The organism is Paraburkholderia flava (assembly GCF_004359985.1).
Classification (GTDB): domain Bacteria; phylum Pseudomonadota; class Gammaproteobacteria; order Burkholderiales; family Burkholderiaceae; genus Paraburkholderia; species Paraburkholderia flava.
Map to the genome: position 1 here is coordinate 1,052,677 of NZ_SMRO01000001.1, position 21,454 is coordinate 1,074,130.

A 21,454-nucleotide genomic window follows, 5' to 3' on the forward strand; every position below is an offset into this window, starting at 1 on the left:
GGGAGCAGAACGCGATGACGACACTGGGCGCACTGATCGTACTGTTTCATCCGAGCGCGGAAGAGCTTGCGCATGCGGTGTCGCTACGCAAACATTGCAGCCCGGTGATTGCAATCGACAACTCGCCGCAACCCGACGCGCAAGCGGCAGCGATACTCGGCGCAGCCGACATGCCGCTTCTGCACGACGGCAACCGCAACGGCATCGCCGGTGCGCTGAATCGCGGGCTTGCACAGCTTTTCGCAGCGGGCGCCGATGCGGTCGCGCTGTTCGATCAGGACTCGTCCCCGCCGCCCGAATACTTCGACGTGATGCGCGACATGTGCGACGAACTCGGTGCCAAACCGTTCATGCTCGGGCCGCGCATCTACGACGATAACGAAAAGCGCTTTCTGCCGGAGATCGTTATCGATGGGCTGCTAGTACGTCGTCTGCGACTGGAGCCCGGTGCTCGCGCACAGCGTTGCTCGTTTCTGATTTCGTCGGGATGTGTGGTGTCGCGGCGTGCATTCGAGACGCTGGGCACCTTTGTCGAATCGCTTTTTATCGATCACGTCGATACCGAATACTGTTTTCGCGCATTGGCGCATGACGTGCCGCTGTATGTGATCCCGCAGCTCGTGCTGCCGCATAGAATCGGCAACAAGCGACGGCATCAGTTGGGGCCGTTCATGCTGACGTCGGAGAATCATGCGCCTGCACGCAGGTACTACACCGCGCGCAACGCGATGTACATCGCGATGAAGTATGGGATGCGGTTTCCGGTCGCGTTCAGTCCGAATCTGTGGACAATATGGCAAGCGTTGCAGGTTTTGCTGTTCGAAGCGGATAAGGTCACGAAGCTGCGAAGTATTTTTATGGGCGTCGCGGATGGGTTGTTTGGGCAGCTTGGGCCGATCGAGACGGCACGGCCTGGGTTGGCGGCGTGGCTGGCGCAGCGGGTTCGGCGGGGATAAGTTCTGTTAGTCGCTGGGCAAGCGAGCGCCTGCAAAGAAAACGCCGCAAACCTTGTGAGCCCGCGGCGCTTTTCCAACAGCCTTCCGTGCAATCTACATCAGTAGTCCCACTGCACCGGCACGAAGCGGAAGCCCTTTCCATTCTTCGCAATGTGACCAATCGACGGAAACGCGACGTGCGCTGCGGCCAGCATAGCGCCCGTTTCAGCGGCTTCGTTGAACAGCGCGATACGCACATCCACCGCCGCTTCGGGATCGTGCTCGAAGCCGTTTTGCCAATCGGGATGATCGAAGTTGACTTCGAAAATCGCGTCGCCGACGAAGGTCAGTTTCTCGCCTTTCGAGGCGACGTCCACGACGCAGTGCCCCGGCGTGTGCCCACCCGTCACGCGTGCCGATACGCCCGCCGCGACTTCAACGGTCTGATCGAACTGCACGATGTTTTCGCTGTAGAGCGTCACGAATTTTTCGGCGGCCTTGCGGAGCGCGGGGGGAACCGCTTCCGGCATCACCGTCTTGCTGAAGTCCGGATTTTTCCAGAATTCCACCTCGGCGGCCGACACGTGAACGCGCACGTCCGGGCGCAGCCTGGCCTTCACGCCATCGACGTTCAACCCGCCGACGTGGTCCATATGCATGTGCGTAATCACGATGTCGGTGATCGCGGCCAGGTCGATGCCGGCTGTTTCCAGACGCATCACCGATCGACCGGCGCGCGTAAAGTACTCGAAGCCTTCGCCCACGCCCGAGTCGACCAGGATCACACGGTCGCCGCTGCGCATCAGCGCGATATTCAGCGCCCAGTCGAACGTGTCGCGTTGCAGGAAGCGACCGTCGAACCATTCGTTGCGGTCCACTTCGCTCACGTTGGTGGACATGGTGGAGGTCGGCAACGGCAACACGCCATCGCTGATCAGCACGACGTCGACGTCACCGACGCGCACGGCGTAGCGGGATGACACCAGTTCGCCCGAACCTTCCTTTCCAAGGTTAGAGACGACCGGCTTCACATTGCGGGTTGTTGCGCTCATCTTCAATATGGTCCTGTCAATTGATTGGGGGAGCGACGCGGGGTGGCGCGGTTCACTATCGTGACCGCGAATTTCGCGCGCTTCGCTTTGCTTGCGTTTCGATCGACCGTGCGACGGATTCTAGTCGGCGGAAGCGAACGCCAGTAGCGTCCTGAAGGCGCTCACCGTGTTGTCCGCACGGCAACAATCAGGACGCCTGGTAATCGCAGGGCAACGCGTGTGACAGGCTTATCTAACGCATGGGCATTGATCGCGATCTGCTCGCTTGCGATTCCCACCGCGAGCGGGCCGGCTGGAGGTTTCACGTGAGGCGGACCTGGCCTTGATTGCCCTAGTGCTCATCAGGCTCTTGCCCGTTTTCGGCTAGCAGATCGGATAACTCAGAGGGAGACAGCCGCTTCATTTTATTTTCGAACTTCCGATCATATTGTCGATCGTTCGGCTCTGCAGTCATGTCTCGATCTCGCGCTGCGCCCGACACTGCATCGCAAACCCAATAGCCTCACTCATGTTTTACGTGCCGAGCCAGCGAAAAACTGCGCGGCGGCAGGCGCATACAAAAAATAAAACATGATTCCGTCAATAACCAATACTGGAAGAATCAGAGATGGCAAACCAAGAGTTGAGAGCTTGATACCGGAGATCATGAGCGTCACCGCCCTGTTAGCAACGAAGAGAATGCGTGCCAGGCGAGAGCCTTTAAGCATCCACAGTCCGCATAAAATATCTGCACCGATAGAAAGGATGTTGATCACAGCCGCCAGTACCCCACTGTCATCTGCCGCAAGCAATTGCGGTTTTTCCGCGGCCATCAGTAGCGTCACTATGCCGAAGCCAACAGCGATCCAGGAGATTATGGTGACGGAAAGCGGCCGTTTAAGATTCATGATCTAGTCGAGGGTAAGGTCTGTCAGAGATATGCGACCTATTGACCTAACACATGCAACACCGGCAAGCGCGCATTCGAAAAACGGTGAGCTCATATCCCCCGCTCGCCACCATCTTGTCGCTGCCGCATGAGCTTCATGGGGTGAACGATCCAGGCACCCATGTCGAACGTCTCAATCAGTCGGCAGACTACCAGTCATCCGATCGAAAAGCAGCCATTCTCATGCATTACCAGCGCGTCACAGCAGGCAGTCACCCACCTCCCGATTTACCCGAATCAACCAGCACAATCGCTGCACCGCAAAATCACGCGCTCTCGCAGGCAGCACAATGCGTCACCCACGATGTCGCCACGTTCCGTTACTGCGCCGCACTACCCGGCCTTCCTTGACACCCTTCCTCCACCCTGCTGTACTAAATAAACCAAAGTGATTTAGTCCAAACTGCCAGGCCGCGGACAAACCAGCGACCAGCCCCAGGCAGCACGGACACCACAAAGAGAGGCGTACCCATCGCCCATCACCCGTCCCGAGACGTCGTCAACAACCCGGAGGAGCAACCCATGGCCCTGACCCAGCATTCCCGTAGCTACCCTGTCGCGCGGCGCGTTGCCGCACTCTGCATCGCTGCTTCCGCGCTCTGGTGCGCGAGCGCGTCGCAGGCCGCCGATCAACCGATCGTCGGCCTCATCACGAAGACCGACACGAACCCGTTCTTCGTGAAGATGAAAGAGGGTGCCGAAGGCGCGGCGCAGAAAAGCGGCGCGAAGCTTCTCACGGCCGCGGGCAAGTTCGACGGCGACAACGCGAGTCAGGTCACGGCCATCGAAAACATGCTGACCGCTGGCGCGAAAGCAATCCTGATCACGCCGAGCGACACGAAGGCAATCGTGCCGAGCATCAAGAAAGCGCGCGCAGCGGGCACGATGGTCATCGCGCTCGACACGCCGACAGAGCCGCAGGACGCCACCGATGCGCTCTTCGCCACCGACAACTTCAAGGCCGGCGTATTGATCGGCGAATACGCGAAAGCTGCACTCGGCAACAAGCCGGCCAAGATCGCGACGCTCGATCTCGCGCCCGGCATCTCGGTCGGCGTGCTGCGTCATAACGGCTTTCTGCAGGGCTTCGGCGTGAAGGAAGGCGATCCGTCGATCGTCTGCAGCCAGGACACGCGCGGCGATCAGGCGAAGGGACAAACGGCGATGGAAAACTGTCTGCAGAAGTCGCCGGACATCAACGTCGTCTACACGATCAACGAACCGGCCGCAGCGGGCGCGTATCGCGCGCTGAAAGCGGCGGGCAAGGACAAGAGCGTGATGATCGTGTCGATCGACGGCGGCTGCGAAGGCGTGCGCAACGTGAAGGCCGGCGCGATCGCCGCGACGTCGCAGCAGTACCCGCTGAAAATGGCCGCACTGGGCGTCGAAGCAGGCGTCGAGTACGCGAAGACCGGCAAGAAGGTCAGCGGCTATCACGACACCGGCGTCACGCTGATTACCGACAAGCCGATGTCCGGCGTCGACAGCAAGGACACGAAGTTCGGCCTCGACAACTGCTGGGGCAACAAGTAACGCCGCTGTGCGGATCGCACGGCATGCATGCCGCGCGATCCGCAACGTGAGTCACGGGGCCCACCGCGCCCCTGCATCGAGGAATCCATCATGTCGACTCCCTCCGCGCCGGCGTCTTCGTCGCGCCGTTTCGCCGATCGTCTGCCGTCGCTGGCGGAAATCGGTCCGCTGATTGCACTGCTGCTCGCCTGCGCGTTTTTCATCTCGCAGAGCAACCGTTTCCTGTCGGTCCAGAACCTGTCGCTGATCCTGCAGCAGACGATGGTCGTCGCCGTGATCGCGATCGGTCAGACATTGATCGTGCTGACCGCCGGCATCGATCTGTCGTGCGGGATGGTGATGGCGTTCGGCTCGATCGTGATGACCAAGTTCGCGGTCGTGCTCGGCATGCCGCCGATCGTCGCGATTTTCTGCGGCATCGCGGCGAGTGCGCTGTTCGGTGCACTGAACGGCGTGCTGATCACGCGCATCAAGCTGCCGCCGTTCATCGTCACGCTCGGCACGCTGAACATCGCGTTCGCGTTGACGCAGATCTATTCGAACGCGGAAAGCGTATCGAATCTGCCCGACGCGATCATGTTTCTCGGCAACACGTTCCACCTCGGCGCTGCCGAGATCACGTACGGCACGGTGCTCACGCTGCTGATGTACCTCGTCGCGTGGTTCGTGCTGCGCGACACGGTGCCGGGACGTCATCTGTACGCGCTCGGCAATAACCCCGAGGCCGCACGTTTGATGGGGCTGTCGTCGCAACGCATTCTGCTCACCGTCTATACGCTGGCCGGCGCGATCTACGGCATCGCTGCGCTGCTGTCGGTGTCGCGCACCGGTGTCGGCGATCCGCAGGCCGGCCAGACCGAAAATCTCGACAGCATCACGGCGGTCGTGCTCGGCGGCACGAGTCTGTTCGGCGGACGCGGCTCGGTGGTCGGCACGCTGCTCGGCGCGTTGATCGTCGGTGTGTTTCGCAACGGGTTGACGCTGATCGGTGTGTCGTCGGTGTACCAGGTGCTGATTACGGGGATCCTGGTGATTCTCGCCGTCGCCGCCGACCGGCTTTCGCATCGCCGCGCGTGAGTTCGCACGCGCCCCTGCCCCCGGAATTCCAGGAGACTGTCATGTCGACCCCTCAATCCGCCCCGACCCCGGTGCTGCAGGCACGTGGCCTCGTGAAGCGCTACGGCCAGGTCACCGCGCTCGACGGCTGCGATTTCGAAGTACTGCCCGGCGAAATTCTCGCCGTGATCGGCGACAACGGCGCGGGCAAGTCGTCGTTGATCAAGGCGCTGTCCGGCGCAACCGTGCCCGACGAAGGCGAGATCCTGCTCGACGGCAAGCCGGTGAAATTTCGTAGCCCACTCGACGCGCGCGAACAGGGTATCGAAACCGTCTACCAGGAACTCGCGGTCGCGCCCGCGATGAGCATCGCAGAAAACCTGTTTCTCGCCCGTGAACTCGTGAAGCCTGGCTGGCGCGGCTCGTTGCTGAAGATGATCGACAAACGCCGCATGCTCGATGAAGCGACCGCGCATATGAAGGGTCTGCAGATCGGCATCCGGTCGATGCGTCAGGCTGTCGAAACGTTATCGGGTGGTCAGCGTCAGGGCGTCGCGGTTGCACGCAGCGCGGCGTTCGCACGGCACGTCGTGATTCTCGACGAGCCGACGGCCGCGCTTGGCGTCAAGGAAGGCAACATGGTGCTCGAGCTGATCCGTCGCGTGCGCGATCGCGGTCTGCCCGTGATCCTGATCAGCCACAACATGCCGCATGTGTTCGAGGTCGCAGACCGCATCCATATTCAACGGCTCGGCCGGCGCGCGGCGCTCGTCAACGCGAAGGACATCCACATGTCCGAAGCGGTCGCGATCATGACCGGTGCGAAAGAAGCGGACGTCAAGGCGATCGCATGATCTTCGTTCGCGACTGACCGGCACGCACCATGGACACCGGGACTCGCTCGCCGAAACAGCGCACGGTCGGCTCGAATCAGGTCGGCATGCGGCAGTTCAACGAACGGATCGTGCTGCAGACGATCCGTCTGCACGGTCCGTTGCCGAAGGCCGACGTCGGGCGTCTGACGCGGCTGTCGATGCAGACGGTATCGATGATCGTCGAGCGGCTGATCGACGACGGGTTGCTCGTCAAGCAGCCGCGTGTGCGCGGGCGCATCGGTCAGCCTTCGGTGCCGATCGCGTTGCGGCCCGATGGCGCATTCACGATCGGCATCAAGGTCGGGCGCCGCAGCCTCGACGTGCTCGCGATGGACTTCACCGGCAATGTCCACTGTCGCGAGGTGGTCGACTATGCGTACCCCGATCCGCGTCAGCTGTTTCCCGCGCTCGAAACGAAACTCGCGCGCGTGAACGCGGCGCTCGGCGCACGTGCGCGCAAGGTGGTCGGTGTCGGCGTAGCGGCGCCGCTGTGGCTCGGCGGCTGGCGGGATTTTCTGGGCGCACCGCAGGAAGCGCTCGACGCGTGGCACGACATCGACATCCGCGCGCGCATCGAGGCAATGACCGGCCTGCCCGTCGAATTCGCGAAGGACACGACCGCTGCATGCGCCGCTGAACTCGTGATGGGCCAGGGGCGCGGCATTCACAACTTTCTGTATCTGTTCGTCGGGACGTTTATCGGTGGTGGTCTGGTGATCGATGGGCGGCTGCATAGCGGGCCACACGACAACGCTGGCGCAGTCGGTTCGATTCCGCTCGCGGGTTCGTCGCGTTCGAAGACGCCCGCTCGACAGTTATTGCACACCGCGTCGGGCTTCGTGCTCGAACAGGCGATCGGCGCATCCGGTGCGCCGCCCGCAGCCGCGCACGATCACCGCGCGTTGTCGGCGGAGTTATGGCGTCACACCGAGCAATGGCTCGATGCTGCATGCCCGGCGATCGCCGGTGCGTTGACTAACGCCGCTGCGTTGCTCGATCTCGAAGCGGTGGTGATCGACGGTGAACTGGACCGGCAACTGGTCCGCGAAATCATTCGACGCACCGAGCGCGTGCTCGATCGTTTCGAATGGGAAGGGATGGTGCGGCCGCAGTTGCTCGAAGGGACGATCGGTGCGGACGCGCGCGCGATGGGCGGTGCGATTCTGCCGCTATATGCGCATTTTGCGCCGGTGCATGAGTTGTTTTTGAAGCCAGCGGTGGACGCGCCGTTTTGAGCCCACGCTTCAGCTTGATGCAGCGACGCGTGGTGTAGTGCCCTCGTTGCGGCGATCGTCATCGAGCAACGGCTGCAACACCGGCGTCAATGACTTCAGCAACTGCACCGACAGCGCGCTCGTGAAGTCATATCGCGCCGCATACGGCTCGTGGACATAAGCGGTCAACGTGCCGAAGAAACGATCGCCGATCACGAACACGAACGTCGCGCTGCGATTCACCTTGCGCGACTCGATCAAGCGCGCGCCAGGCGCGAACACGTTGAACCGCTGATCGCCAGTGCCGGTTTTGCCGTACACATCGAGCGTGCGGCCATCGGGCAACGAAATACCTTGCGCGAGCCGCTTCGCGGTGCCGCCGTTCACGACGTCACGCAGCAGCACGCGCGTGACCGCCGCGATTTCCGGCGAGATCAACGGTTGTGCCGGCGCGGCGACGTGTGCGAAGCGCGTTTCGTACGGCGTGCCCGACGCGAAATCGAGCGACGTCACGCTTTGCGTCGGGACGCGGTTGCCGTCGTCGGCGACGATGCCGATCAGCTGCGCGAGCGCGACCGGCCGGTCGCCGGATGCACCGATCGCTGCCGCATATGAAGGCGTCAGATTCGCGAACGGATAGCCGAGCGCCTGCCAGGATTTGCCGATTGCATCGTATGCGCGCAGCTCGACCATGTGCCGGATACGGCGATCCTGAGTCGCGTGATAGCGCGTTTTGAAGAGCCACGTGTACGACGAGAAGCGCGCGTCGCGGCTCGCATTCTGCACGTCGTTCACGCTTGCATCCGGATGCGCACGCAGATACGCTGCCGTCCACAATTCGAGCGGATGCACCTTCGCGATGTAGCCGCGATCGTTCAGATTGAAGCGGTCCATGCTGTACTTCGCGTACAGCGTGGCGAGGTCGTCGTCGGACAGCGACGCGGCCGGCGTGCCCTTCAGCGCCGCGCGCATCTGCGTGTCGAACCATGCAGTCGGTTCGTTCGGCGCAACGCTGCGCAGCACGGTCGCGACACGCTGCGGCGATTTGCGTACCGAATGCAGCATCGTCGCGAGTGCATCGTCGGCACTCTTGCCGTGATACTTCGTGTAGAAGCGGTTCACGTACACGCGGCTTTCCTGATCGACGAAGCCTTGCAGATACTTCTGCCGCGTCGCCGGATCGTCAAGCCATTGCGACGATGGCCCCGACGTCTGGATCATTTCATAGCGCACGATGTCGCGCATCAACCGCACGAACACGAGATTCACCGAGTGCTGGAACGCGCGATGCACCGTGAGAATGCGATCGTTGTCGCTCGATTCGAAATTGGTGAATGTCTGCGCGCCGCCACCCGTGTAGAACGTTTCGCCCGCGCTCGCCGAGTATTTACGCTCGACGGCCGCATCGAGCATCGGGCGCAGCGAACGGTCCGGCGTTTTCGCGAGGTAGTCGAGTGCCCAGCGGGTCAGCACGTCCTGACGGTCCGGCTGCACCGCCTGCAATTGCGCGACGCTCATGCCGCCGTAACGCGTGTGCAGGTCCGACACGATCTGCAGATACGTGACGATGGTACGCAGTTTCGCAGTCGATCCGAGATTCAGTCGCGCGCCCTGGTTGATGTCGAACGGCTGGTCGACGCTGTCGGTCTGCACGCGTACCAGGTTAGCACCGCCGCGTCGCTCGAACAGCGTGAAGCTGTACGCGATCTTCGACGGATCGTCCTGCGCGCGCAGCATCTCGAAGCCGATCAATCCGGCTGCACGCGCACCGTCTTTCGTCGCCGCGCTCGCGAGCCGTTCGCTGACCGCCTGCTGCACGGTGTTATCGAGCGTCGCGGTCGCACGCAGATCGAGCCGGTCGAGATCGTAGAGATTCGCGACACCCAGCGCGCCGAGCAACTGCGAACGCAGCGACGTCACGGCCTTGCGCGTGACGAACGACGTCACGGGCGGCGCCTTCGATTGTCGATGCAACACCAACTGCGCATTCAGCGCGGCATCGCGCAGCGGCATCGGTACGACACCGTTCGCCGCGAGCAGTCGCAGATAGCTGTCGGTTAGCTTCTCGAGTTCCGGATAGCCGCGTTGCAGAAAGAACGACGGCGCGCGTTGCGCGATCATCAGCGACAGCACCTGCCGGAACGCGAGACCTTGCGCGGCGAGTTGATCCGGATCGGTGGAAAGCGGTGCTTTGAGAATGCGATTCACGTCCGCGAAGTCGCGACCGTACCACGCAGCGAGCCCGTCGCCGATCCCGTTGATTTCGCCGATGCCCGCCTGCGCGGCAAGCGGCACCGAGTTCAGATAGCGCACAACAATCTGTCGGCGCGCGGGCATCGTCTGCGGTCCGTTCAGATACGCGCGCACCGACGCGGACGCGATCTGCCGCAGCTTCTCCGGCGGCGTCGCGGTGCGGCCGCCCGCGGAATGGCGGAATTTCTCGATCTGCGTCGCGAGCGTGCTGCCGCCCGGCGTCTGCTGATGTGCATTGAAAAACCGTGCGCCCTGATCGACGAGCGCGCGGCTGAAGCGCCCCCAGTCGATCGCGGGATTGCGGTTCGGTTGCGAAGCGTCGAGCAGATAGCGGTCTTCGATAAACAGCAGCGAATTCGTGACGAGTGGCGGCACGTCGTCGTAGCTGCCGTACACGCGCGCCGGATAGCGCGCGTCGAAGAGCGGTGTGCCCGCCGCGTCGAACAGTTGCAGCCCGGCCTGGTCTTTTTCTTCGTAGGGGAGGAAGAGGCCGTCGTCAGCGAGATCGGTCATCCGGACCGAATCGCGCGCCTGTGCGGTCACGACGTAGCCGCGCGACGCGAGACGTGCTTCGAACGCCGGCAACTGCGCGTAGCCGAGCCGGGTATCGTAAGGGCCTTTGGCGGGAAAACGGATGCTGTCGCTGCGGCCCTCGCCCACCGTGAAGCCGACGTCGCGCGTCAGTTCAGACAGATAGTGAGCCTGCAGCCGCGAGGTTTCGATCTCGGTGCGCACCACGCGGTACGTAATCGCGACGGCCAGCAGAAACGCGACGAAAAGAAGCCACTTGAACCACGTCCAGAAGGACGTAGTGCCGATCGCGCGATGCGGAATGCGAACCAGCGGCCGATTCATGGCTGCGTCTCCTGCGCAGTAACAAGCCACAAAAACGTCGTGTCAGCAGCTAGTCTAGCGCCGATTCGCAAACCGCGCGGGTGTTGCGTTGCGCCGTCAGTACATTCGTTCGGAGCGTTTGCAGACGCGCAAAACGCGGCTACACTGTGAAGTTCGCAGTGCCCTTCCCCTCCCCTTCGTCAACACTCCACGATCGCCTTCACGACGCCCGCCGATGCATCGAGCAACGCGGGAAACTGAGCCGGCACGTCGGCGAGTTTCAGCCGATGCGTATTCAGCGCGGCGGTCGGCACCTTCCCCGCGCGCATCGCGTCCAGCACCGTCGAAAAATCTTCCGCCGTCGCGTTGCGACTCGCGAGCAGCGTCGTTTCGCGCTTGTGGAATTCCGGGTCCGAAAACGCGATCGTGTCGCGCACGATCGACACCAGCACGTAGCGTCCGCCATGCGCGACGAACTCCAGGCCGCGCTCCATCGCGCGAACGTTCCCGGTCGCGTCGAACACCACGTCGAAGAATTCGCCGTTTGTCAGCTTCACCAGTTCGTCGCGATCGTGCTCGCCGATCTGCACGGTCGCATCCACCTGCAACTCGCGCTGGCAGAACGCGAGGCGGTCCGCGCGCGTGTCGAGTGTCGTGACGACCGCGCCGCGCAGCTTCGAGAAAATCGCCGCCGCCATGCCGATCGGTCCCGCGCCGACCACCAGCACGCGCTCGCCTTCGCGCACTACACCGCGCCTAACCGCATGCGCGCCGATCGCGAGAAACTCGATCATCGCCGCTTCGTCGAGCGAGATGCCGTCGGCCTTGTGGACGAACTGCGCGGGCAGGCTCAGGTATTCGGTGAACGCACCGTCGCGATGCACGCCGAGCACCTGGATGTTCACGCAGCAATTGGTCTTGCCCTGACGGCACGCGACACAGGTGCCGCACGACAGATACGGCATCACGTAGACCGGATCGCCGGCGGCGAGTCCGCTTGCGGGGTCAGCTTCCTCGACGATGCCGGACAGCTCGTGACCCATCACGCGCGGATAGGCGAGGTACGGTTGATTGCCGGTGAAGATGTGCAGATCGGTGCCGCAGACGCCGACGCGCTTCACGCGCAGCAGCACTTCGTTCGCGCCGCGCACGGGACGGCTTCGTTCGGTGGCGACGAGCGTGCCGGGGGTTTCGCAGATGACAGTCAGCATAGGAATTCCAGGAGGTCCTGCGGGGATGGACAGGACATCGTGAATTTATCGGCAACCGACACAACTGGTCAAGCCAATTTTCTGATTATTTTGCATTGGCCTTACCACACTAAAACGTCGATGCCGGGGCATCCCATAGACAAACGGCCCGTGCGTCGTCAAACGCACGGGCCGCCTGGTACTAACGCGTTGCTACGCGATCACTGCGTATAAAGCGCGCTCAGCTTGCCGAAGTCGAGGCTGCCGAAACCAGTGTCGTTGTCGTAGCCGGCCTTCGCGGAATAGCCGTGGCCGCTATAGCCGTTGTTGCCCGACGTCACGTCGTGGAGGTACGACGTGTTGGTCGGGAACGTCTGGTAGAAGCCGGATGTCGGCAGGCCAACGCTGTTGTTGTGCGCGGATTCAATCCGTGCAAAACCGCCGACGAAGATCGGCGACGCGAGGCTCGTGCCGCCGAACTGTTCCGACTGTCCGTTGACGATGACCTTCGCGCCCGTCGTCCCGGCCGCATCGAACCCGACGTCAGGCACCTGCCGCTTCGTGACGGAGCTGCCGAGCGCCGCGGTCTGCCAGCTCGGCGCGGCTTCGTACGAGCTGACGCCGCCGCCGGTCGCCCAGATCCGGACCGAGTTGTCGAGCTGGTCGCCGAACTGGTCGAGATCGGCAAACGCGGTCCCTTCGTTCCAGACCGTTTCGCCCGCCCACGTGGTGGTGCCCGTCGTCGACAACGTCGTGCCGCCCACCGCGACGACGTTCGGCGAACTGGCCGGCGACGATACGCTGTAGTGCGACAGGTTGATCGTCGTCTTGACGCCGCTGCCGTTGTTCGTGCCGATATAGCCCGGCGCACCCTGCGGCGACGGCGACCACTGATACACGCCCGCGTCACCCGACGACACCGAGAAAATCTGCCCCTGCGCGGCGGCCTGCTGGAAGATCGCGTCGTCGTCGGACAGCGAGCCGTCCGAGTTCGCGGATGCTTCGTCGAGACCGAGCGACACGTTGATGATCTTCGCCGCGTTGTCGGTCACGGCCTTGTTGTACGCCGAGGTCAGCGTGCCGTCGGTCAGGCCGCTATCCTGGCTGTCGCCGTTGACTGCCGAGTAGAAGATCAGTTGCTTCACGCCGCCGGACGTGCCGACGATGTCCTGGCTGTCGAGATCCCATTCGCTCGGATCGCCGTCGTCGGCGAGCGTGCCGGAGCTGCCCGCGACCACCTTCGTGTTGACCGTCGGCAGACCCGCGTTTTTCGTGAAGGTCTTCAGATCCGCAATGGTCTGCGTCAGATCGCCCCACGTGATGATGCCGACGGTCGTGTTCGTCGCGGCCGGCAGGCTGCTCGCGCCGTAGATCTTCGCGAAGTCGGTCGGTTGATGGCCGACCTGCGACGCCGCTGCGTTCTTGCCTGCATCGGCCGTGACATTGGTCTCGACGACACGGTGCGACAGACGATGCGGAACAATCGCGTTCTGCAGACCGAGCACGGAATCGACGGTTGCGCTAAGCGACGACGGCACGAGCGCCGCCGAATCATTCGCGAACACCTGCTTGCCGCGATAGTTGAAGCGCTTCAGGCTCGCGTGAAAACCGGTCTGCGCGTTGTTCGCATTGCCTTGCGCCGTGATCAGCTTGTTGTTCTCCGATACTTCGATGTTGCTGAAGCCGCTTGCCTTCAGATGCGCGACCACCGCCTGCACCTGCGCATCGGTCGGTGCGAAGCGCGCCTTGAACTGCTCGGGCGTCAGATACTGGTGATAACTCCGGCTGCCCGGCTGCGCGACTTCGCGCAGGAACGTCGCGAGCTCGTCCTGGTTGCGTCCTTTGAGTACGACCGTCACGTGAAGAGGCTGGCTGACTTCGAGAGGCGTTACGAGTGCATTGTCTAGTTCGGAAACCGCGTGCGTGCCGAGCGTATAGCTGGCGGTTCCGGTCACCGCGCCGCGTGCTTCCGATTGCGCTGCGGCAGTAGCCGCCTGCGCGGGCTGCAGGAATGCAGCGGTCTTCGTCGCGACCCAGCTGTCCGCCGCATGTGCGGACAGCGGCAGCAGCGTCGCTGCCACGGCCATCGGCAATAGCGCTTTCGCAAACCTGGCCGGGGATACGCGTTTGACTTGTACGACCTTCTTCATTTTCCACGCTCCTGAAAAAGAAATAAGAAAATTGAATAACGGCACGACGGCAATAAATATGATTATTTATTCGACAACCCCGATATCCTGATAATCAATATCAAAATTAATCAGATATCACTTTATTAATCCTGCGGACGATAAAATCCCTCCGGACGCAACTGGTCCGGTAATGGTATCCAATGGATCGGTCGTCTGTATGCCTTGCAGAACAAGCATCGGACCGGCAGGAATGTGATCGCAGATGGAATTCGGGTGGTCAAAAGGTATAAGTCTCAAAACCCTCTGTCAAACTTTTTTTGATGAGAGTTTGGATTTGTTGAATATTGACCAAGATTCAATGTAATGACAAGAAAGTATTTCGTAAATTAAATGGAATTCGTCGCGCATATAAGAAAAAGTAAAATCGAAATAGTTAAATCGGCGGGTTGTGCGGCGAACCCCGCCTGCCTTGCTTCGGCTCATGAGTTCTGGTTACGCAGCGGACATTTCCTGATAGCCTGCCGGCTCATCGATCACGGTTTTTCCCATGCACAGCTTCTACGAAGCAACGGTCGTACGACCCGAGCGCCCCACCGCGAATGGCGTGCACAGCGCCGAGGTATGTATCGTCGGCGGCGGGCTCGCGGGGTTGTCGACTGCACTCGGACTCGCTGAACGCGGCGTGCGCGATGTCGTCGTGCTCGAAGCGGAACGCGTCGGCTTCGGTGCATCGGGACGCAACGGCGGCTTCGTGTTCGGCGGCTACAGTCTCGATTGCGCGGACCTGCTGCGCACGCTCGGCCCCGTCCACGCGAAAGCGCTCTACACGCTGACCACCGACGCCGTCGATCTGATGCGCGCGCGCATCGCCCGCTACGGCATCGACTGCGATGCGACGAATGCCGGCGTGATTCTCGCGAACTGGTTCGACGAGCCCGCGCGTCTCGACACGCAACGCCGCTTGATGAAGGACGCGTTCGACGTCGACTGGGAACCGGTGAGCCGCGACGCACTCGCCACTCAACTCAAAACGACGCGCTATTACGGCGGTCTTCTCGAGCGCAATGCTTTCCACTTTCATCCGCTGAAATACGTGCTCGGTGTTGCTGCTGCGGCTGCCGCGAGGAGCGTGAAAATCTACGAACATTCGCCGGTTATGAGCGTACGTCCGCAACGCAATGGCGGTTTTGTCGTGCAGACCGCAGGCGGCAGCGTCGAAGCACGGCACGTCGTGATGGCCGGCGGCGGTTATATGCGCGACGTCTACCGGCGCGTCGAACGCGCGGTGCTGCCGATCGCCACCTACGTTATGGCAACCGAACCGCTCGGCGCACGCCTGAAAGATGCGATCGACTGCGCGTCGGCCGTGTACGACACGCGCTTCGCATTCGACTACTACCGGCCGCTGCCCGACACGCGCATTCTGTGGGGCGGTCGCGTGTCGATACTCGAACGGTCGCCGGACAGCATCGCGCGGCTATTGCGGAACGATCTGCTGAAAGTCTATCCGCAACTTCGCGATGTGCGAATCGACCATGCGTGGGGCGGCCTGATGAGCTACGCGCGACACAAGATGCCGCAGATCGGCCGCGACAGCGACGGTGTGTGGTATGGCGTGGGCTTCGGCGGTCACGGGATGGCGCCGACCACCGTGTGCGGCGAACTGCTGGCTGCTGCGATTTCCGGTGAGCGGCCGGTGCCCGACGCGTTCGCGACGTTCGGTCTGACGCGCACGTTCGGCGCGGTGGGACTCGCGGCCGCGCAGCTCACGTACACCACGATGCAGACGCGCGATGCGCTCGCGGCCCGTCGCAAGCGTGGACCATGAGCGTGGGCCATAAGCGCAGGTCGTAAGCATTCCTCAAGCGTGTCTTTAGCAGCCGTCAAAGCACGCGTCATGGCACAAAAACCCGCGCGAACGCCATGCTAGAATGCGCGGTCATCGCCGCTGAAAATGCTCAATGAAACAGGGAAACAAGGCCGCCTCACCCGATCAGGACAGCCGTCCATCCGAAGGTCGGCGCAAGTACGATCCCGAGCAGACGAAGCGCAATATCCTCGACGTCGCCACGCAGGAATTCTCCGCGATGGGTCTCGCCGGCGCCCGCGTCGATGCGATCGCCGAACGCACCAACACCACGAAACGCATGCTGTACTACTACTTCGGCAGCAAGGAAGGGTTGTACGAGGCCGTGCTCGACAAGGTGTACGGCGATATCCGCGCGCTGGAGCAGGATCTGCACGTCAGCGAACTCGATCCCACCGAAGGGCTCCGTACGCTAGTCGAATTCACGTTCGACTATCACGACCGGCATCGCGACTTCGTGCGCCTCGTGACGATCGAAAACATCCACGGCGCGAAATACATCGAGCAGCTGAAGTCGTTCAAGTCGCGCAACGCGAGCGTGATCGACACGATCGAAGACCTGCTCGCGCGCGGCGTTGCAGCCGGCCAGTTCCGCGCCGACATCGACGCGATCGATCTGCATCTGCTGATCAGCTCGCTGTGTTTTCATCGTGTGGGCAGCCGCCATACGTTCGGCGCCGCGTTCGGGCGCGACCCGTCGCATCCGCGGCTGCGCGCGCGGCATCGCGAGATGATCGTCGATGCGACGCTGCGCTTCGTGAAGCGCTGAACGCCTACAACACGATCCGGCGAATATCGCCGACCACGAACACATACGACGCCGCCCCCACTAGCGCAATCGCGCCGATAAACACGAGCGCGCCGACGAACGACCCCGTCGCGGCAACGATGAACCCCACGACGAGCGGCGTCACGATCCCGGCCAGATTGGCCGCAAAATTGAAGATGCCTCCGGTCACACCAAGCAGCCCCTCCGGCGCGATGTCCGACACCAGCGTCCAGCCGAGCGCCGCCATCCCCTGCGCGAAAAACGCTACCGACAGAATCGCAATCACCGCGACGTTGCTCTGCACATAGTTCGCGAGCACGATCGTCGATGCGAGCAGCAGTCCGGCGATGATCGGCAGCTTGCGCGCAACGTTGACCGACGTGCCGCGTCGTAGCAGCCAGTCCGAGAACGTGCCGCCGAACATCACGCCGATCGATGCCGCGATGAACGGCATGATCGCGAAGAAGCCGATTTTCAGCCAGCCCATGTGGCGCTCGGTCGCGAGGTAGGTCGGGAACCACGTGAGGAAGAAGACGAGCGTCGAGTTGCCCGCGAACTGGCCAAGACAGATGCCGGTCAACTGACGGTGCCGCAGCAGCTGCCCGATGGTGCGCCATTCGAAGCCGCGTTTTTTCGCGGCATCTTCGACGGGCGCGGACAACTGCGTGAGACCGCCGCCCGCCTCGATGTAATCGAGTTCAGCCGCATTCGCGGCCGGATGATCATGCGGCTCGCGATAGCACAACCACCACACCACACCGAACACAACACCTACACCGCCGACCACATAGAACAACGCACGCCAGCCGAACGCGCCCATCAACGCGAACAGAAACGGACTGAAGAACGCGAGGCCGATGTACTCGCCGACCGTGTAGGTGCCCGTCGCCATCGCGCGCTCGCTTTGCGGAAACCATGTCGCGACGACGCGGCTATTCGTCGGAAAACACGGCGCCTCGGTGACGCCGAGCCCGAGGCGGCAAGCGAACAACGCGCCGACACTCGACACGCATCCCTGCGCGAGCGTGAACAGCGACCACAGCGTCATCGACAGAAAGTACGTGACGCGGCTGCCGAAACGGTCGAGAAACAACCCGCCCGGAATCTGCGCGACGACATAGCTCCACGAGAACGCGGAGAAGATCACGCCCATCAACGCAGCGTCGATGCCGAGTTCTTTCGTCAACTTTGGTGCGGCGATGCCAAGCACCGTGCGGTCGAGATAGTTGATCATCGTGCCGACGGCCAGCAACGCGAGAATCCGGTAGCGGGCATTCGAGCGCTTTGCGGTGGACTGCGTCAATGCAGCGGGTGTGTCTGACGCTGGCGTTCGTGCGGCGGAAGTCGAATTCGGCATGATGGGTTGTCTCCAGTTTGTCTTTGCTTTTTTGACCAGCTATTCAGCCGGTGTGCTGAGCCAGCAGTGTCTGCAGATGCGCGAACATCCGCTCTGCGTCGGGTTCGTGGTCCGTGAAGAGGCGCAGCGCATCGACCGCCTGATAGACAGCCATTCCGCTGCCTGGTAGCGTGCGGCAGCCCGCGGCTTCGGCGGCCTGTAGTAGCGCGGTGCGCAGCGGAAAGTAGACGATGTCGGCGACCCATAGCTCGCGATGCAGCAGTTCGGCCGGCAACGGCAACCCCGGCAGCTTGGCCATGCCGGTCGGTGTTGCGTGGACGAGGCCGTGTGCACGCGACATTGCGTGCTCGAGCGAATCGCCTGCCTCGACGATCGCTTTGGGGAAACGCGCTTGCAGTTCGTCCGCGAGCGAGCGAGCACGCGCGGCATCGACGTCGAACAGCGTCAGCGCGCGAGCGCCGAGCGTCAGCACTGCATGCGCGACTGCCGCGCCCGCGCCGCCCGCGCCCAGTTGCACGACGTTGTCGAGCGACGCATCGGGCAGGCCGCGACGGAACGCATGCGCGAAACCCGACCAGTCGGTGTTGTGGCCGATGCGTTTGCCGTCTTTCAGCAATACGGTGTTGACCGCGCCGAGTGCGCGCGCGTCGTCTGATAAAGCATCCAGTAGCGGCAGGATCTGCTGCTTGCAGGGATACGTGATGTTCAGGCCGTCGAAACCCATGCGCTCTGCGGCCGCGAGCAGATCGGGCAATGCGTCGGCATCGAGCTTCAGCGTGTCGAGATCGATGCGCCGGTACACGTACTGCAGGCCGAGTTGCCGCGCTTCCTGCTCGTGCATCGCCGGGCTCAGCGAACCACCGATGCCTTTACCGATCAATCCTACGAGAAACGATTGCGTCACGATCAGAGACTCCGTTGCAGGATCGTGGCCATCCGTTCGAGCGCGAACACATAGCCTTGCGTGCCGCATCCGCAGATCACCGCTTCGGCCACCGCAGACACGTACGAGTGATGGCGAAACGCTTCGCGCCGATGCACGTTCGACAGATGTACCTCGATGACCGGCAGCGCCACCGCCGACAGCGCATCCGCAATCGCAACCGACGTATGCGTGTACGCAGCCGGATTGATCACGATGCCCTGCACTGTCGTGCGCGTTTCATGCAGCCAGTCGATCAGTTGATGTTCCGCGTTCGACTGGCGAAAGTCCACCTGCAGATCGAGCCGCTGTGCCGCATTGCGACACAGCCGCGCGACGTCGTCGAGCGTCTCCGACCCGTAGATTGCCGGCTCGCGTCTGCCAAGCAGATTGAGATTCGGTCCATTCAGGACCAGTACCGATGCAACGCCCATCTTCACGCCTCCAGCAACTCGATGCGATGCAGTGTGCCCGACGGACCCGGGTTCGTCTTTCGGGGTTTTCTATAATTTGTACGATCTAGTTAGTTTGTATAGAATCGCATCGTATTCGGGTATGCGTGGGATTTCGTCCCTATGCACTACCTCCATGAAGTCACCAACTGGTTCATTCCCACCTTGCCATGCAGCGTTCGATCGCCACGGTTTCCCTGAGCGGCACGCTCGTCGAAAAGCTCACGGCGATCAAGGCCGCGGGCTTCGACGGTGTCGAGATCTTCGAGAACGATCTGTTGTATTTCGACGGTTCGCCGGACGACGTGCGGAAAATCGCCGCCGATCTCGGGCTGGAAATCATGCTGTTCCAGCCGTTTCGCGACTTCGAGGGAGTCAGCACGGAACGTCTCGCGCGCAATCTCGATCGCGCGAAACGCAAGTTCGATGTGATGCATGCGTTGGGCACCGATCGCATGCTCGCGTGCAGCAGCGTCGCGCCCGATGCGTCCGGCGACGATGCGCTGATCGTCGATCAGCTGGGTGCGCTCGCTCGCGCGGCTGGACAGGCTGGGGTGACGGTCGGCTATGAAGCGCTCGCGTGGGGACGTCATGTGCGTTCGTATCGCCATGCATGGCAGCTCGTCGATGCAGTCGGCGATCCGCATCTCGGACTCGTGCTCGACAGTTTTCATACGCTGTCGATCGGCGACAGGCTCGACGGCCTCGCGTCGATCCCCGGCGACCGCATCGCGTTCGTGCAGATCGCCGATGCACCGAAACTCGCAATGGACGTGCTCGAATGGAGTCGCCATTACCGCTGCTTTCCTGGTCAGGGCGATTTCGATCTGGCGGACTTCACTGCGCGCGTCGTCGAGACCGGCTATCGCGGACCGCTGTCGCTCGAGATCTTCAACGACGGCTTTCGCGCAGCACCGCCGCAGGCGACCGCAGCGGACGGGTATCGCTCGCTGCTGTATCTCGAGACGTGTACGCGCGATTCGCTACCCGCTGCGCAGGAAACCACCAACGTGCCGCTGTACGCGCCGCCCGATGCGCCCCAACACATCGGCTTCCAGTTCCTCGAATTCGCCGTCGATGCTGCCGCGCAAACGCAGCTCGCGGACTGGCTCGGCAAACTGCGTTTTCGTGCGGCCGGGCGTCATCGCTCGAAGGACGTGACGCTGTACCGGCATGGCGCAGCATCGATCGTGCTGAACGCCGAAGCCGATTCGTTCGCGAATGCATTTTTTCAGCAGCATGGGTTGTCGTTGTGCGCGTCGGCGTTTCGCGTCGACGATGCGGCGCTCGCGTTCGAGCGTGCGGCGGGCTTCGGCTATGCGCCGTTCTCCGGGCACGTCGGTCCGAACGAGCGCGTGATTCCGGCCGTGCGTGCGCCGGACGGCAGCCTCAACTACTTCGTCGATGAAACGCCCGATCAGCCGACGCTATTCGAAGCCGACTTCGCACTCACCGACATCGACGGTCCGAATGAAGTCGGTCCGCTGACGGGCATCGATCATGTGTGCCTGTCGCTGCCCGCGCATTCGCTGGACGCATGGGTACTGTTCCTGAAGACCGCGTTCGGCTTCGATGCCGAGCCGGCTGTCGTCGTGCCCGATCCGTACGGGCTCGTGCGCAGTCGCGCGCTGCGCAGCCGCGACGGGTCGGTGCGGATTGCGTTGAACGCGTCGGTCGATCCGCATACCGCCGTCACCGAAGCGCTGCACGCATACCGTGGCTCGGGCCTGAATCACGTCGCGTTCCGCACCGACGACATCTTCCAGGCCGTCGCCGCATTCGCCGCCGACGGCCTCCCGCTGCTGCCCGTCCCGCGCAACTACTACGACGACCTCGCCGCGCGTCACGGTCTCTCCGACGACATCATCGACGCACTGCGCGCGCACCACATCCTGTACGACCGCGACGAACGCGGCGGCGAGTTTTTTCACGTGTACACCGAGCAGATCGATCAGCGGTTTTTCATCGAGATCGTCGAGCGGCGTGGCGGGTATGACGGTTATGGCGCAGCGAATGCTGCTGTGCGACTGGCTGCGCAGGCGCGGCTTCGGAAGCATGGATAGCGTGTCGAAGTTCGCAGTGCCG

The 21,454-nt window shown here is 62.5% G+C and carries 16 protein-coding genes; 8 read left to right on the forward strand and 8 right to left on the reverse strand.

The genetic code is table 11. From position 1 onward, the window contains the following. The first annotated feature begins 14 nt into the window (after nt 1-14). Nucleotides 15-956 carry a glycosyltransferase family 2 protein gene (locus tag E1748_RS04620; protein WP_133645960.1) on the forward strand — a complete coding sequence of 314 codons (942 nt, stop codon included), beginning with the start codon at nt 15-17 and terminating at the stop codon, nt 954-956. Nucleotides 957-1,054: 98 nt separating this feature from the next. Here E1748_RS04620 and E1748_RS04625 read toward each other — a convergent pair whose 3' ends face one another. Both E1748_RS04625 and E1748_RS04630 read right to left on the reverse strand, forming a co-directional pair. Next, entirely contained in the window at nt 1,055-1,987 is a 933-nt protein-coding gene (locus E1748_RS04625) for an MBL fold metallo-hydrolase (protein ID WP_133645961.1), read from the reverse strand. Between the two features lie 506 nt (nt 1,988-2,493). Then, nucleotides 2,494-2,874 carry a hypothetical protein gene (locus E1748_RS04630; RefSeq protein WP_133645962.1) on the reverse strand — a complete coding sequence of 127 codons (381 nt, stop codon included), beginning with the start codon at nt 2,872-2,874 and terminating at the stop codon, nt 2,494-2,496. Nucleotides 2,875-3,437: 563 nt separating this feature from the next. Here E1748_RS04630 and E1748_RS04635 point away from each other — a divergent pair. From E1748_RS04635 to E1748_RS04650, 4 genes are all read left to right on the forward strand, one after another. Further along, complete coding sequence (locus E1748_RS04635) at nt 3,438-4,448, forward strand: sugar ABC transporter substrate-binding protein (RefSeq protein ID WP_133645963.1); 1,011 nt, start codon at nt 3,438-3,440, stop codon at nt 4,446-4,448. Nucleotides 4,449-4,538: 90 nt separating this feature from the next. After that, entirely contained in the window at nt 4,539-5,525 is a 987-nt protein-coding gene (locus E1748_RS04640; RefSeq protein WP_133645964.1) for an ABC transporter permease, read from the forward strand. A gap of 41 nt (nt 5,526-5,566) precedes the next feature. Beyond that, complete coding sequence (locus E1748_RS04645; RefSeq protein ID WP_133645965.1) at nt 5,567-6,358, forward strand: ATP-binding cassette domain-containing protein; 792 nt, start codon at nt 5,567-5,569, stop codon at nt 6,356-6,358. 29 nt (nt 6,359-6,387) lie between these two features. Then, nucleotides 6,388-7,614, forward strand: coding sequence for an ROK family transcriptional regulator (locus tag E1748_RS04650; RefSeq protein ID WP_133645966.1), 1,227 nt, complete (start codon nt 6,388-6,390; stop codon nt 7,612-7,614). Between the two features lie 9 nt (nt 7,615-7,623). Here E1748_RS04650 and E1748_RS04655 read toward each other — a convergent pair whose 3' ends face one another. The 3 genes from E1748_RS04655 to E1748_RS04665 form a co-directional block, all read right to left on the reverse strand. Further along, complete coding sequence (locus tag E1748_RS04655; RefSeq protein WP_133645967.1) at nt 7,624-10,701, reverse strand: transglycosylase domain-containing protein; 3,078 nt, start codon at nt 10,699-10,701, stop codon at nt 7,624-7,626. A 179-nt stretch (nt 10,702-10,880) separates the two neighbouring features. Further along, a complete protein-coding gene (locus E1748_RS04660; RefSeq protein WP_133645968.1) occupies nt 10,881-11,891 on the reverse strand; it encodes a zinc-binding alcohol dehydrogenase family protein in 1,011 nt (336 codons plus the stop codon). Nucleotides 11,892-12,091: 200 nt separating this feature from the next. Next, a complete protein-coding gene (locus E1748_RS04665) occupies nt 12,092-14,020 on the reverse strand; it encodes a S53 family peptidase (RefSeq protein ID WP_133645969.1) in 1,929 nt (642 codons plus the stop codon). A gap of 529 nt (nt 14,021-14,549) precedes the next feature. Between E1748_RS04665 and E1748_RS04670 the strand changes: the two genes are divergently transcribed. After that, entirely contained in the window at nt 14,550-15,830 is a 1,281-nt protein-coding gene (locus tag E1748_RS04670; RefSeq protein ID WP_133645970.1) for an NAD(P)/FAD-dependent oxidoreductase, read from the forward strand. A gap of 133 nt (nt 15,831-15,963) precedes the next feature. After that, nucleotides 15,964-16,638, forward strand: coding sequence for a TetR/AcrR family transcriptional regulator (locus E1748_RS04675; RefSeq protein ID WP_133645971.1), 675 nt, complete (start codon nt 15,964-15,966; stop codon nt 16,636-16,638). Nucleotides 16,639-16,642: 4 nt separating this feature from the next. Here the strand turns inward: E1748_RS04675 and E1748_RS04680 are convergent, their stop codons facing one another. From E1748_RS04680 to aroQ, 3 genes are read right to left on the reverse strand one after another with little or no spacing between them, the layout of a single operon-like run. Beyond that, on the reverse strand, nt 16,643-17,995 hold the full coding sequence (locus E1748_RS04680; RefSeq protein WP_133645972.1) for an MFS transporter: 1,353 nt from the start codon (nt 17,993-17,995) through the stop codon (nt 16,643-16,645). Nucleotides 17,996-18,038: 43 nt separating this feature from the next. Beyond that, nucleotides 18,039-18,902 (reverse strand): shikimate dehydrogenase, encoded by an 864-nt coding sequence (locus tag E1748_RS04685; protein ID WP_240766494.1) that lies wholly within the window; start codon nt 18,900-18,902, stop codon nt 18,039-18,041. Then, nucleotides 18,902-19,351, reverse strand: coding sequence for a type II 3-dehydroquinate dehydratase (aroQ, locus tag E1748_RS04690; RefSeq protein WP_133645974.1), 450 nt, complete (start codon nt 19,349-19,351; stop codon nt 18,902-18,904). The genes E1748_RS04685 and aroQ overlap by 1 nt, the downstream gene beginning before the upstream one ends. Nucleotides 19,352-19,539: 188 nt before the next feature. On the opposite strand from aroQ, the gene E1748_RS04695 reads away from it, so the two are divergent. Continuing rightward, a complete protein-coding gene (locus E1748_RS04695) occupies nt 19,540-21,432 on the forward strand; it encodes a bifunctional sugar phosphate isomerase/epimerase/4-hydroxyphenylpyruvate dioxygenase family protein (RefSeq protein ID WP_133645975.1) in 1,893 nt (630 codons plus the stop codon). Nucleotides 21,433-21,454: the final 22 nt, after the last annotated feature.